This is a genomic window from Mesorhizobium sp. B4-1-1 (genome assembly GCF_006439375.1).
Lineage (GTDB): Bacteria > Pseudomonadota > Alphaproteobacteria > Rhizobiales > Rhizobiaceae > Mesorhizobium.
In genome coordinates, this window is sequence record NZ_VFTH01000016.1 from 33,452 (window position 1) to 45,296 (window position 11,845).

Below are 11,845 nucleotides of genomic sequence, written 5' to 3' on the forward strand. Positions count from 1 at the left end.
TCGTGATCGCGCTTACCACCCTTAAGTCAGCGCCACGTCCCTTGCGGCTTGCAGGCCGCGTCATGTCCGTCCAAGTCGATGCACCGTCTGGTTGCTGAGCGGTGCCTTTTTTAGGATATCCTAACTTTTCGGTTGTGGAACCCTAAAACTTACGTAAGGGACACTGACCAGATCGCAGGGCGTTTGCCAGTCGTCATATGACGGCAATCGCGAAGCCTCCGTGAGCCGCATCACATTTGGCAGTTAGCCATGGCGTTACGGGCCGCCCGCACTATATGAAACGCATGGTTTTTCGTATGGGGCCCGTGCGGATGCTTCGTCACACTCAGGCTGTTCTGGCAGGCGCCGTGCTGGTGGCCGCGATTTCTCAGGTTGCGTCGTCTTATGCGCAGGTCGTCATCCCGACGAACCGCAACGCATTGGTGCAGCAGAATCAGCTGCAGCAGTTGCAGAACCGGTTGCAGCGGCAGCAATACCAGCAGCAGCAGCAATTGTACCGCGAGCTTGACCGGCAGAGCGCGCCCAAGCCCCGGCCCGATGTGCCGGTGTATGACAAGACCTGTCGGATGGAAGCGGTCGGCAACACGATTTCACGGGTTTGCCGCTGACATTTCGTTTTTTTCAGTTTATTAGCCGACTTACTTGCTGGCAAAATGCCGGATTGCAAGGGCGGTGGTTCTGGAGCAACTCCAGGAAAAGTGTGACACGGTTTTCCGTCGGGAATTGCGTCAAAACTAAAGAGGTAGAGCGGTTCGCCGTTTCCGTGACACGGTGAAACGCTCTAGGGTTTGCAGAGGGAGGGTTTTTGCCCGCGCGGATAGCGTATGGCAGGGATGCTGCTCTCACCGGAATTTGGGATGGCAACAACCAAGAAGAAAGCAGTTCGCAGAGCCAAGAAAGGCCAACGGATCCGCCAGGTGGCGGCCATTCCGTATCGCTTGCGGGAAGACGGCAACCTGGAAGTATTGCTGGTCACCTCACGCACCACACGGCGCTTCATTGTGCCAAAGGGTTGGCCGATGAAGGGCAAGAGCGGGCGCAAGGCGGCAACGATCGAAGCCCAGGAAGAAGCAGGCGTTCTCGGCAGGACGCTGAAGCAGCCTGCCGGCACCTATTCCTATTGGAAACGCATGACCAATGGCTTCATTCGCGTGGACGTTACGGTCTATCTGCTCGAGGTCACCGAGGAGCTTGCCGACTGGCAGGAAGCCGCGAACCGGCAGCGTGCATGGCTTCCGGCAGCCGACGCCGCCCTGCTGATCGACGAACCGGAGCTTTCGACGCTGCTCAGGGATCTGACCGTTCCGGCGGTCGATCCGGCATAAGCAACCACCCTGTTCGGGAAAGGTCGTGCCGGTGTGCCGGTATGGGCCCATAGCCATTCCCTGGGCAGCGGCCCCTGGTTGCGGTCGCTTTGCTGCGGCTGGCGATTCGCTGCTTGACTCATACATATCCCAGTGGTTATACATCAATCAATAGCCAACGGGTTATTGATTGCGATGACCACCGCGCACGACATGCTGTTCAGGACGCTTGCCGATCCGACACGGCGCGCCATCTTCGAACGTCTCTGCCGCCAGGGCGAGCAGACGGTCGGTGCCCTGACCGCGCAGGCCGGCGTATCGCAGCCGGCGGTGTCGAAGCATCTGGGCGTCCTCAAGGAGGCGGGGCTGGTGCGCGACCGCCATGAAGGGCGCCAGACCCATTACAGCGCCCAACTCAAGGCGCTGGCGCCGTTGATGGACTGGACGCGCGACATGGCGGGGTTTTGGGAAAGCCGGTTCGACGATCTGGAGGAGCTGCTCAAAAGGATGGATCAATGAATGGAATGCCGGCCGCAACGCGCTCCGTCATCGTCGAGCGCGAGATACCTTTTCCGCCGGAAAAGATCTGGCGCGCGCTCACCCAACCGCATCTCATCGAGGAGTGGCTGATGAAGAACAGCTTCAAGCCGGTTGTGGATCATCGCTTCAATATGAGCGCCGAATGGGGAGGCGTCGACTGCCAGGTGCGGATGGTCGAGCCCAACAGGACCCTGTCCTACAGTTGGGACACCAAGGACCTCGAAAGCGTCGTCACCTGGACGCTGACCCCGGCTGGCACGGGCACGCATCTGCGCATGGAACAGGTCGGCTTCCGCACCGATCAGGAGCCGTACTACCGCGGCGCCACGGTGGGCTGGAAGCGCAACATCGCGGCCCTGGAGCAACTGCTTTCGCGGATCGATTGAGTCCGCCGAAGCGTCAAAAGACAGACACACGTCCTGGCGGGGCCGCAAACCGCAGGCGCAAGCAATGGAGACACGAAATGAAGATCAAGCTGACCAGCATTTATGTCGACGACCAGGAAAAGGCTCTTGGCTTCTACACCGACGTTCTGGGTTTCACCAAGAAGGCCGACTTCACCAACGGGCCGTTTCGCTGGCTGACCGTCACCTCGCCCGACGACCCGGACGGCACTGAACTGCAGCTGGCCCTCAACGACAATCCGGCGGCAAAGACTTACCAGCAGGCCATCTTCAAGCAGGGCCAGCCGGCGCTGATGCTATTCACCGACGACATCAAGAGCGACCATGAGCGCATCAAGGCCAATGGCGGCAGCTTTGCCATGGCGCCGACCGCGGTGACCGGCGCGACCATCGCACAGCTCAACGACACCTGCGGCAACCTCATTCAGCTTTCGCAGCTGGCGCGCTGGTAGGCAGCTCGATCCGTATCGTCATTTGCAAGGGAGGTTAGATTGAACTGGAGCAAGTGGATCAGGCAGCTTCACCGCTGGCTGTCGATCATCTTCACCGTGACCGTCATTGCCAATTTCGCCGCAATGGCGATGGGCCCGCCGCCCGCCTGGATCGTTTATTCGCCGTTGATCCCGCTTTTCCTGCTGCTGTTCAGCGGGCTCTACATGTTTGTGCTGCCCTATGCCGTCAGGTTGCGCGGCGAGCAGACGAGCGAGCGAACGGGATCGGCCTGATGGCGAAGGCGAAAGCAAAGGTTGCGCGATCCGTGGACGTGGAACCCGTCCTGCTTTCAGGCGGCAACCCGCAGATCGCCAAGGGCTATGGCGACGCGCCCGTCCAGGCCTATATCGCGGCGATGCCGGGCTGGAAGAGCAAGGTCGGGCGCCGGCTCGACCAGCTCATCGTTGAGGCCGTTCCCAACGTGCAGAAGGCCGTCAAATGGAACTCTCCATTCTATGGAATGGAAGGCGAAGGCTGGTTCCTCGGCGTCCATTGCTTCGCCAGATACATCAAGGTGGCCTTCTTCCGCGGCCTGTCGCTCACGCCCGTGCCGCCTGTCGAATCCAAGAGCAAGGACACGCGCTATTTCCACATCCATGCGAGCGACCGGCTCGACGAGGAGCAATTCGTTTCCTGGGTGAAGCAGGCGAGCCGCCTGCCCGGCGAACGGATGTAATCGCACGGAAGATCAAGCGTCTCCTCCCTGAAAAGGCTATGGTGGCGATCTCTTATCCAGCCCCGAAGGAGAACCGGATATGCAAGAAGGCAGCACGCAGGGCGACAAGTCTGCATCCGAGCTGATCGACGGAAGGATCAAGGAACTCGGCGACTGGCGCGGCGAGACGCTTGCCCGGCTCCGCGCACTGATCAGGCAAGCCGCGCCGGAAGCCGTCGAGACCTGGAAATGGCGCGGCGTGCCGGTCTGGGAGGATGCCGGCATCATCTGCACCGGCGAGACCTACAAGGCTGTCGTCAAGTTGACCTTCGCCAGGGGCGCGGCGTTGCCCGATCCCAAGAAGCTCTTCAACTCCAGCCTCGAAGGCAACACCAGGCGCGCCATCGATTTCAAGGAAGGCGATGGGGTCGACGCCGCCGCCCTGAAGGCGCTCGTTCGCGAAGCCGTGGCCCTCAACAGATCCAAGACCAAACGCTGAGACAGCTGGGGCGCTATCGGGTTGATGTTGCCGGCTTTTTCTTCCGCGCCCACGCGCTGCAGATCGATACTATGCACCAAATATCGCCATCACGCCGCGTAAGCGTCCTTCTGTTGCTGAGCAATAACTTATGAAACAAATACTGGACAAATTTATCGGCTGTTAAGCCAGGCACGCTATCTGGATTGATGTCGCCAGTAACCGGACGACATGTGGGGAAAAACCATCGTCTCAACCGGCGGATGAGCCAGTCGGACAGACACCGGGGGAGCCAGCGCGCGCTCCATGGGAATGGGATGAAGCTCTCATCGACAGATGCCGCCCCGCGCCTCATCGGGCTGGTCTGGCCTTTCGTCGCGGTCGTCCTGATCCAGGCCCTGGTTGCGACGCTTAGCCTCCACACGCTGTCAGCCGTCCGCGCCTATGTCGGCGGCGAAAGCCAATGGTCGAAGGGGCAGAAGCACGCCATCTATTTCCTCAGCCTTTATGCCGACACCGGCCGGGAAGAGTATTTCAGCGAATATCGTCAAGCCATCGCCGTGCCGTTGGCCGATCGCGCCGCGCGGCTTGCGCTCGAACAGGCCGAGCCCGACACGAATGCGGCTAGGCTTGGCTTTCTTGGCGGCAACAATCATCCCGACGATGTCGCCGGTCTGATCTGGCTGTTCCGGAATTTCCGTGGCGTCAGCTATCTCGATACCGCGATCCGCCACTGGACGGCGGCCGACGAGATGGTCCTCGCCATTGAAAGACTTGGCGACGACATGCATCGAAGTCTCGAAAAGGGGCCGGCATCCGCGGCCGAGATCGGTCTCTGGAAGGCGCAAATCCACAAGCTCGACTACCGGATCGGGCCGCTCTCCAAGGCCTTTTCCGACAGTCTCGGCGAGGGGTCGCGCTTCATCAAGATGGCGCTGACGGCGGCCAATCTCGCTACTGCCGCCCTGCTTATCCTGCTTGCCGTCTGGCGCACGCGCAAGCTGATGAAGCAGCGCCAGGCCTTCCAGAACGCCCTCAACGCCGAGCGCGAACGTGCCCAGATCACCTTGGCCTCGATCGGCCAGGCCGTCATCAGCACCGATGCCGAGGGGCGGCTGGACTATATGAATGCCGGAGCGGAAAGGCTGCTTGCCTGTTCGCTGGCCGCCGCCAAGGGCAGGCCGGTCGCCTCATTGTTCCGGCTCGTCGACAAGGACAGCGGCGTCGAGGAGACCGATCTGGTCCCGCGCCTGCTGGCGGGCGAGCCGCGCCGCTCCAATGTGCGCCCGCAGCTTCTGGAGCGTCCCGACGGCTCGGTCGTGCCGGTGGCGCTGAACGGTGCTCCGCTGATCGTCTCCGGTACGATCCTGGGGTGCGTCCTGGCCCTGCACGACATGACCCGTGAGCAGGACTATATCGAGCGGCTTTCGTGGCAGGCATCCCATGATGCGCTGACCGGTCTCGTCAACCGCCGCGACTTCGAGAACCGTCTGGCAAGCGCGATCTCCGAGGCGCCGGAAAGGCCGCGCCGGCACGCGCTGATGTATCTCGACCTCGATCAGTTCAAGCTGGTCAACGATACGTGCGGCCATGCCGCCGGCGACCAGCTGCTGCGCCAGGTCTCGGTGCTGCTCGCCAACGAGCTGCCGTCCGGCGATATCCTGGCGAGACTGGGCGGCGACGAGTTCGGCGTGCTGCTTTTCGATTGCGATACCGACTGTGCCGCCGCCACGGCCGAGCGGTTGCGCGCCACGGTCCAGGATCTCCATTTCTCCTGGGAAGGGCGTCCGTTCAACACCAGCGTCAGCATCGGCATGGTCGAAGTCGCCAATGTCGGCATGACGCTGGAGGAGGTGCTGCGCGCCGCCGATGTCGCCTGCTACATGGCCAAGGAAAAGGGCCGCAACCGCGTTCAGATCCACAGCGACGGCGACACGGCGTTGCGCGAGCGCTTCGGCGAGATGGCCTGGGTGCAGCGCCTGCATGCCGCCCTGGACGAGAACCGCTTCAGGCTGCATACGCAGGAGATCGCGCCGCTGCGGGACGATATTGCCGAGCCAGGGGCACATATCGAAATCCTGCTCAGGCTGACCGACGAGGAAGGCAGCTTCGTCACCCCGCAGAGCTTCATTCCGGCGGCGGAGCGCTACGGATTGATGCCGGCGATCGATCGCTGGGTGGTGCGCAACGCTTTCGCCACATTGGCGGCCAGACGCACCGATCCGTGCGCGACGCCGATATCCACCTGCGCGATCAATCTCTCCGGCGCCACGTTCGGCGACGAGACGTTTCTCGGCTTCATGCGCGAGCAGTTCGCCGCGCACGCCATTGCGCCTGAAACGATCTGCCTGGAGATCACCGAGACCAGCGCCATCGCCAATCTGACCGAGGCCATGCGTTTCATCGCCGACCTGCGCGGGCTGGGCTGCCGCTTCGCGCTCGACGATTTCGGCTCCGGCATGTCGTCCTTCGCCTATCTGAAGCATTTGCCGGTCGATTACCTCAAGATCGACGGCAGCTTCGTCAAGGACATGCTCGACGACCGCATCGATCGCGCGATGGTCGAGATGATCCATCATATCGGCAAGGTGACGGGAAAACGCACCATCGCCGAATTCGTCGAAAGCGACGGCATCGTCGAAGCCTTGAAAGCGATCGGCGTCGATTACGCGCAGGGCTATGCGATCGCGCGACCCCAGCCATTCGACGCGGCCACGGTCCTGCACGGCGGGCACACGGCACAGGGTGCGGTGACGGATGCCTGGGACGCGCTGGCCAAGACCCTGCGCCGCAAAGCTGGTTAGGCCTTGGCGCCGCTCGATCCGGCCGGCCTTTCCAACAGGATCGTCGGCTTTTCGTGATAGGTGGTGCGCAGGATTTCGCGATAGCCGTTCTTCTCGGCCACCTTGAGCGAAGCGCCGTTTTCCGGATCGATGATGCAGACGGTTATCGCCTGCCCCAACGCCTCGTCGCTCCAGGCGACGATCCGCCCGACGATCTCGCTCGCAAGCCCCTGGCCATGCGCCTCCGAGGCCAGCGCCCAGCCTGCCTCCGGCACGCCTTCGATCGACGGCTCGATCTCGCGCTTCAGATCGTGGAACCCGGCCTCACCGATGAAGCGCTTGGTCTCCTTGTCCTCGATCGCCCAGAAACCGTAGCCGATCAGCGACCACAGGCCGGCATGGCGCAGGAAGCGCATCCAGCTCTCTTCGCGCGTGCGCGGCTTGCCGCCGATGAACCGGGTGACGGCGGGCTCTGCCCACATGGCGGCATAGGTCTCGAAATCGCCGAGCCGATGCGGCCGCAGGACGGTCCGCGCCGTCTCAAGGATCGGCACGCCGTCTTCCGTTTTGACGCTCATGGCATTCCCCTCCATTGAGGCGGCAGCGCTTAGCAAACCAGCGCGCTCGAACAAGAGCCACGATAATGCGGTGGCTCTTCCAGCCATAATGGCCATGGCACGGCTGCATCGCTATGGGCTTTTCGCCTGGCGATGCTAGTTTGCGCGCGAAACCGACCCAGAAACGCAAGTCGACCGGAGACGCACCATGGACACCACGGACCTGTTGCTGGCGATCGCGCATCACCTTCTGGTGTTCTCGCTGGCCGGTATCATCGGCGCGGAGTTCGTGCTGGTGCGCGGCGATCTGGCAGCGGCGACGCTGAAGCGCCTTGCCGGCATCGACCGCCACTACGGCATCGTCGCCGCGCTCATCGTCATCGTCGGCGTCTGCCGTGTGTTCTTTGGCCTGAAAGGCTGGGAATTCTACATCTACAATTGGGTGTTCTGGGCAAAGATGGTGGCCTTCGCCATCGTCGGCCTGCTGTCGATCGTGCCGACCATGCGCTTCATCTCCTGGAACAGGCAGGCGAGCGGCAACCCGTCTTTCGCGGTGCCGGCGGCGGAATTGGCCTCGGTGAAGAACTATGTCCGCGCCGAGGGCTTTGTCTTCCTGCTGATCCCCGTCTTCGCCGCGGCGATGGCGCGCGGCTACGGCTACTAGGCCTCGGCCGGAAACGTCTCGTCCAGTGGCGCGATCGGCACCAGCGGGGCCGGCACGTCGGTGGTCTTTTCCTTCGACTTGCAGATGTCGGCGATGACGCAGGCCGGGCAGTCGGGCTTGCGCGCCTTGCAGACATAGCGGCCATGCAGGATCAGCCAGTGATGCGCATGGCGCATATATTCGGCGGGAATGACCTTGAGCAGCCCTTCTTCGACCTGTTCCGGCGTCTTGCCGGGCGCCAGCCCGATCCGGTTGCCGATACGGAAGATATGCGTGTCGACCGCCATCGTGTGCTGGCCGAAGGCGACGTTGAGCACGACATTGGCGGTCTTGCGCCCGACGCCCGGCAGCTTCACCAGCTCGTCGCGATCCTGAGGCACCTGGCCCGCATAATCGTCGATCAGCGCTTTCGACAGCGCGATCACGTTCTTCGCCTTGTTGCGCCACAGACCGATGGTGCGGATGTAATCGCCGACCTTGGTCTCGCCCAATGCCAGCATCTTGGCCGGCGTGTCGGCCGCCGCGAACAGCGCCTTCGTCGCCTTGTTGACGCCGGCGTCGGTCGCTTGTGCGGACAGCACCACCGCGACCAGCAGGGTGAAGGCGTTGACATAGTCGAGCTCGCCTTTCGGCTCAGGCCGCTGCACCGAAAAACGCCGGAATATCTCATGCACCTCGGCGGGGCTATAGAGCGACCGCGAGGCGGCCTTTCGCGGCCGCCGGCCAGGCGCCCGGCTGCCACCGACCGCGGAGGGTTGAGACTTTTTGACAGCTACGGATTTTTTCGACTTGGGAGGCGCCATATCCCTTCCTATAATATTCCCTCATGAGCGACACAAACGCCTCGTTCCAGGCCGACGAGCCATTTTTCCAGGCCTTGCTGACGCCGCACCGCTCGCTCGGCCGCACCGGCTTCCTGATCCTGATGGGAGCGCTTCTGTTCGGCTGGGCGGTCACCGGCGCCTTCTTCCTCGCGCACGGCGCCTGGCCGGTGTTCGGCTTCTTCGGCCTCGACGTGATCGCCGTCTACATCGCGTTCCGCGCCAATTACCGGGCCGCGCGCGCCCGCGAGGAAATCTCGGTCTCGCGCACCAGTCTCGACATTCGCAAGACAGCGCCGTCCGGTCGTTCGGAAGCGCATCATTTCAATCCGTTCTGGACGCGGTTTTCGATCGCCCGCCACAGCGAGATCGGCATCACCAAGATGGCCGTCGAAGCGCAGGGCAAGAGCGTGGCGATCGGCGGTTTCCTCAATCCCGACGATCGCGAGAGTTTTGCCACCGCCTTCTCGCGCGCGCTGGCGACCGCCAAGACACGCTGAGCACGATCCCGAACCGAAGGTCCGCGTCAGCGAAAAGTGGACGCCGGTTTTCGGACAAGATCATGCTTGGAGCAAACAAGCCTCTCAGAACCGGTAGCGCAACAGCCTGCCGACCTTGCGCATCGCTGGGATGAGCTTCCAGAGACCGACGAACAGACGCGCTGACCAGCCCAGGCGCGTCCCTTGCTCCGGCTTGTAGGATGGGATCTCGCCGATGAAGCGAAGTTTGGGCACCGCCCGCTCCAATTCGCGCGGATCCTCTATGGCCCAATGAACTTCGGCGCCGGTCGCCTTGATCGCCGGATTGAGGCGCATCAGCTTCAGGCCGAACCGGCTATAGGCGTCGAACATCAGCTCGCCGCCGGCAAGATGCGAGACAAGCCGCGCAAGCAGCCGCGGTCCCTCCTCGGCTGGAAGATAGGGCGTCAGCCCCTCGGCCGCCACGATCGCCGGGCGATTGCGGGGCACCGCGGCCAGCCAGCCCGGTTCGGTCACCGAGGAAGCGATCAGATGGTAACAGTCCCTGGACGGATAGAGCCTGCGCCTGAGCTCGACGACGTCCGGATAATCGACGTCGAACCAGTCGACGTCTTGCGGCGGGTCGACGCGAAATATCCGCGTATCGAGCCCGCATCCCAGATGCAGCACGATCGCGTCCGGATATCTTGCGAGGAAATCCGCTATGCAGACGTCCAGTGTCTTCGCCCTGATTGCAAATCCCAGCCCGAGATTGCCGTCGACCTTGAGCCTTGCGAAATCATAGTCGATCTTGCGCACCGCCTCGTCGGCGAAGCGATCCTGAAGCAATGAATTGGGCAGCCGGCTCTCCAGCGCCTTGCCGTAGAGCGTCATCAGCAAGGTCTCCCTTGCCCCGGTCAGATCAACCTTTTCGCCGGCCATCATTGTCCTCTTCGGCCCGAAGCTCACTCTATCTGGGTGTGGATGGCGGGAAGGCAAGTTTCGGGTGGAGGCAAAGTTCTGGAAGACCGATATTCGGGACCAAGGAGATATTGCCATGAACGCTCGGATGACCATGAATACCCGCATGAAACCAACCGCTATCCTCCAGAACGACATCACCCCGGAAGGCAGCGACTACGACGTCGTGCGCCGCGCCATCGAGAAGATCAGCCTCGATTATCGCGACCAGCCCTCGCTCGAGGTCTTGGCCGAAGAGGTCGGCGAGACGCCCACCGGCCTGCAGAAACTCTTCACCCGCTGGGCCGGCCTGTCGCCCAAGGCCTTCCTGCAGGCAGTGACGCTCGACCATGCGCGCAGGCTGCTCGATTCCGGCATGCCGCTGCTGGAGACCTCGTTCGAGCTCGGCATGTCGGGTCCCGGCCGGCTGCACGACCTCTTCGTCACCCATGAGGCGATGTCGCCCGGCGACTACAAGACCCGGGGCGCGGGTCTCACCATCCGCTACGGCTACCACATCTCGCCTTTCGGCATTGCGCTGATCATGGTCACCGATCGGGGTCTCGCCGGCCTGGCCTTCTGTGACGCCGGCGGCGAGCGGTCGGCCTTCGCCGATATGTCCGGCCGCTGGCCGAACGCGACTTACGTCGAGGACATGTCGGCCACCCAGGCTTACGCCGCGCGGGTCTTCGACCCGACGCAATGGCGCGCCGACCAGCCGCTGCGCGTGGTGATGATCGGCACCGATTTCCAGCTTCGCGTCTGGGAAGCGTTGCTGCGCATCCCGATGGGCAGGGCCTGCACCTATTCCTCGATCGCGGCAAGCATCGGCCATCCCAGCGCCAGCCGGGCCGTCGGCGCGGCCGTGGGCGCCAACCCGATGTCGTTCGTAGTGCCCTGCCACCGGGCGCTGGGCAAATCCGGCGCGCTCACCGGCTATCACTGGGGCCTGACGCGCAAGCGCGCCATCCTCGGCTGGGAAGCGGGACAAGTGACGTCCTGAAACAATCGATTTTTTCGCACCCCATTGCGAAAAACCGTGTATCGAAGTATAAATCGGCACAAACTGAATAAATACATTGTTTTATGCATGAGATGCAACCGGCGACAATCTCTGGTTATCGCCGGTTTTCTTTTAAGTTGTTTTCCGGCGTTATTTCATTTAACGCTAAATTAACCACGATAAAGGGAAGATAACCCCGATGTCGAGCTGCATCATCCGGCTCGAAAGAGGGGTCTCAATGAAGTTCTTCCGCGCCGCCATGGCTGCGAGCGTGCTCGCCGCCGGCGCCGGCCAGGCAGCATCGGCCGCCACCACCGGAAATGTGCTGTTCAATGGTACGATCACCGCGACCTGCACGGTCACGATCAACTCCAACGGCACGATGACCGTCAGCAGCAATCTCCAGTCGCTGAGCTCGCACAATATCGGCGGTTCGGCCGGCAGCGCTCAGGTCGACACCACGGGCGGCGTCTCGCTCAGCGTCGACCCAGTCACCACGACGACGGTACCGGCCTCGGACACCACGGCGACGACATGGACGCCGACCTTCGCCACCTCCGGCGCGCAGACGATTGCCGAAACCGGCACCGCGACCGCGCTGACGGTGCCAGGCACGTCGACGGTCGCGGTCAATCTTGCCGGCACCAAGAGCGGCACAAACCGCTTCTCCGCCGGCAACTACCAGGCAACGGTGACGCTGCGCTGCGAATAGTCTTGTCGCGAAAG

General features: G+C 62.6%; 16 protein-coding genes. 13 read left to right on the forward strand and 3 right to left on the reverse strand.

Going from position 1 to position 11,845, the window contains the following annotated elements; genetic code table 11:
* Positions 1-311: 311 nt before the first annotated feature.
* The 9 genes from FJW10_RS21165 (at position 312) to FJW10_RS21210 (ending at position 6,677) form a co-directional block, all read left to right on the forward strand.
* Positions 312-608 carry a hypothetical protein gene (locus tag FJW10_RS21165; protein WP_246674338.1) on the forward strand — a complete coding sequence of 99 codons (297 nt, stop codon included), beginning with the start codon at positions 312-314 and terminating at the stop codon, positions 606-608.
* 249 nt (positions 609-857) lie between these two features.
* A complete protein-coding gene (locus FJW10_RS21175; protein ID WP_140837278.1) occupies positions 858-1,325 on the forward strand; it encodes an NUDIX hydrolase in 468 nt (155 codons plus the stop codon).
* A gap of 174 nt (positions 1,326-1,499) precedes the next feature.
* Positions 1,500-1,823 (forward strand): metalloregulator ArsR/SmtB family transcription factor, encoded by a 324-nt coding sequence (locus FJW10_RS21180; protein WP_140837270.1) that lies wholly within the window; start codon positions 1,500-1,502, stop codon positions 1,821-1,823.
* Positions 1,820-2,230 (forward strand): SRPBCC domain-containing protein, encoded by a 411-nt coding sequence (locus FJW10_RS21185; RefSeq protein WP_140837268.1) that lies wholly within the window; start codon positions 1,820-1,822, stop codon positions 2,228-2,230. The genes FJW10_RS21180 and FJW10_RS21185 overlap by 4 nt, the downstream gene beginning before the upstream one ends.
* A gap of 77 nt (positions 2,231-2,307) precedes the next feature.
* Positions 2,308-2,700 carry a VOC family protein gene (locus FJW10_RS21190; RefSeq protein ID WP_140901510.1) on the forward strand — a complete coding sequence of 131 codons (393 nt, stop codon included), beginning with the start codon at positions 2,308-2,310 and terminating at the stop codon, positions 2,698-2,700.
* Positions 2,701-2,739: 39 nt separating this feature from the next.
* Entirely contained in the window at positions 2,740-2,973 is a 234-nt protein-coding gene (locus tag FJW10_RS21195) for a hypothetical protein (RefSeq protein WP_140837264.1), read from the forward strand.
* Positions 2,973-3,416, forward strand: a complete 444-nt coding sequence (locus tag FJW10_RS21200) for a DUF1801 domain-containing protein (protein ID WP_140901511.1) — start codon at positions 2,973-2,975, stop codon at positions 3,414-3,416. The genes FJW10_RS21195 and FJW10_RS21200 overlap by 1 nt, the downstream gene beginning before the upstream one ends.
* A gap of 79 nt (positions 3,417-3,495) precedes the next feature.
* Positions 3,496-3,894, forward strand: coding sequence for a DUF1801 domain-containing protein (locus FJW10_RS21205; protein WP_140901512.1), 399 nt, complete (start codon positions 3,496-3,498; stop codon positions 3,892-3,894).
* A 296-nt stretch (positions 3,895-4,190) separates the two neighbouring features.
* Positions 4,191-6,677, forward strand: a complete 2,487-nt coding sequence (locus tag FJW10_RS21210) for an EAL domain-containing protein (RefSeq protein WP_140901513.1) — start codon at positions 4,191-4,193, stop codon at positions 6,675-6,677.
* On the opposite strand, the gene FJW10_RS21215 is transcribed toward FJW10_RS21210, so the two are convergent.
* The gene (locus FJW10_RS21215) at positions 6,674-7,234 is read right to left on the reverse strand and encodes a GNAT family N-acetyltransferase (RefSeq protein WP_140901514.1); all 561 of its coding nucleotides are present in this window, start codon (positions 7,232-7,234) and stop codon (positions 6,674-6,676) included. The two genes, FJW10_RS21210 and FJW10_RS21215, sit on opposite strands and share 4 nt — an antisense overlap.
* Before the next feature lie 187 nt (positions 7,235-7,421).
* Here FJW10_RS21215 and FJW10_RS21220 point away from each other — a divergent pair, with 187 nt between their 5' ends.
* On the forward strand, positions 7,422-7,877 hold the full coding sequence (locus FJW10_RS21220) for a DUF2214 family protein (RefSeq protein WP_140837252.1): 456 nt from the start codon (positions 7,422-7,424) through the stop codon (positions 7,875-7,877).
* Here the strand turns inward: FJW10_RS21220 and nth are convergent.
* A complete protein-coding gene (gene nth / locus FJW10_RS21225) occupies positions 7,874-8,680 on the reverse strand; it encodes an endonuclease III (RefSeq protein WP_140837250.1) in 807 nt (268 codons plus the stop codon). The two genes, FJW10_RS21220 and nth, sit on opposite strands and share 4 nt — an antisense overlap.
* Before the next feature lie 23 nt (positions 8,681-8,703).
* On the opposite strand from nth, the gene FJW10_RS21230 reads away from it, so the two are divergent.
* Positions 8,704-9,198: a DUF2244 domain-containing protein gene (locus tag FJW10_RS21230; RefSeq protein WP_140644552.1), complete on the forward strand. Its 495-nt coding sequence runs from the start codon at positions 8,704-8,706 to the stop codon at positions 9,196-9,198.
* An 84-nt stretch (positions 9,199-9,282) separates the two neighbouring features.
* On the opposite strand, the gene FJW10_RS21235 is transcribed toward FJW10_RS21230, so the two are convergent.
* On the reverse strand, positions 9,283-10,101 hold the full coding sequence (locus FJW10_RS21235; RefSeq protein WP_246674339.1) for a class I SAM-dependent methyltransferase: 819 nt from the start codon (positions 10,099-10,101) through the stop codon (positions 9,283-9,285).
* 112 nt (positions 10,102-10,213) lie between these two features.
* Between FJW10_RS21235 and FJW10_RS21240 the strand changes: the two genes are divergently transcribed.
* The gene (locus FJW10_RS21240; RefSeq protein ID WP_246674340.1) at positions 10,214-11,119 is read left to right on the forward strand and encodes a methylated-DNA--[protein]-cysteine S-methyltransferase; all 906 of its coding nucleotides are present in this window, start codon (positions 10,214-10,216) and stop codon (positions 11,117-11,119) included.
* Positions 11,120-11,357: 238 nt separating this feature from the next.
* Positions 11,358-11,831, forward strand: a complete 474-nt coding sequence (locus FJW10_RS21245) for a hypothetical protein (RefSeq protein WP_140837246.1) — start codon at positions 11,358-11,360, stop codon at positions 11,829-11,831.
* Positions 11,832-11,845: the final 14 nt, after the last annotated feature.

What these genes read in the sequence shown, in the direction of transcription:
- FJW10_RS21215 (WP_140901514.1), bottom strand. Translation starts at nt 7,234, where the DNA reads ATGAGCGTCAAAACGGAAGACGGCGTGCCGATCCTTGAGACGGCGCGG.
- FJW10_RS21185 (WP_140837268.1), top strand. Translation starts at nt 1,820, where the DNA reads ATGAATGGAATGCCGGCCGCAACGCGCTCCGTCATCGTCGAGCGCGAG.
- FJW10_RS21230 (WP_140644552.1), top strand. Translation starts at nt 8,704, where the DNA reads ATGAGCGACACAAACGCCTCGTTCCAGGCCGACGAGCCATTTTTCCAG.
- FJW10_RS21190 (WP_140901510.1), top strand. Translation starts at nt 2,308, where the DNA reads ATGAAGATCAAGCTGACCAGCATTTATGTCGACGACCAGGAAAAGGCT.
- FJW10_RS21180 (WP_140837270.1), top strand. Translation starts at nt 1,500, where the DNA reads ATGACCACCGCGCACGACATGCTGTTCAGGACGCTTGCCGATCCGACA.
- FJW10_RS21175 (WP_140837278.1), top strand. Translation starts at nt 858, where the DNA reads ATGGCAACAACCAAGAAGAAAGCAGTTCGCAGAGCCAAGAAAGGCCAA.
- FJW10_RS21165 (WP_246674338.1), top strand. Translation starts at nt 312, where the DNA reads ATGCTTCGTCACACTCAGGCTGTTCTGGCAGGCGCCGTGCTGGTGGCC.
- FJW10_RS21210 (WP_140901513.1), top strand. Translation starts at nt 4,191, where the DNA reads ATGAAGCTCTCATCGACAGATGCCGCCCCGCGCCTCATCGGGCTGGTC.
- FJW10_RS21205 (WP_140901512.1), top strand. Translation starts at nt 3,496, where the DNA reads ATGCAAGAAGGCAGCACGCAGGGCGACAAGTCTGCATCCGAGCTGATC.
- FJW10_RS21200 (WP_140901511.1), top strand. Translation starts at nt 2,973, where the DNA reads ATGGCGAAGGCGAAAGCAAAGGTTGCGCGATCCGTGGACGTGGAACCC.
- FJW10_RS21240 (WP_246674340.1), top strand. Translation starts at nt 10,214, where the DNA reads ATGAACGCTCGGATGACCATGAATACCCGCATGAAACCAACCGCTATC.
- FJW10_RS21245 (WP_140837246.1), top strand. Translation starts at nt 11,358, where the DNA reads ATGAAGTTCTTCCGCGCCGCCATGGCTGCGAGCGTGCTCGCCGCCGGC.
- FJW10_RS21235 (WP_246674339.1), bottom strand. Translation starts at nt 10,101, where the DNA reads ATGATGGCCGGCGAAAAGGTTGATCTGACCGGGGCAAGGGAGACCTTG.
- nth (WP_140837250.1), bottom strand. Translation starts at nt 8,680, where the DNA reads ATGGCGCCTCCCAAGTCGAAAAAATCCGTAGCTGTCAAAAAGTCTCAA.
- FJW10_RS21220 (WP_140837252.1), top strand. Translation starts at nt 7,422, where the DNA reads ATGGACACCACGGACCTGTTGCTGGCGATCGCGCATCACCTTCTGGTG.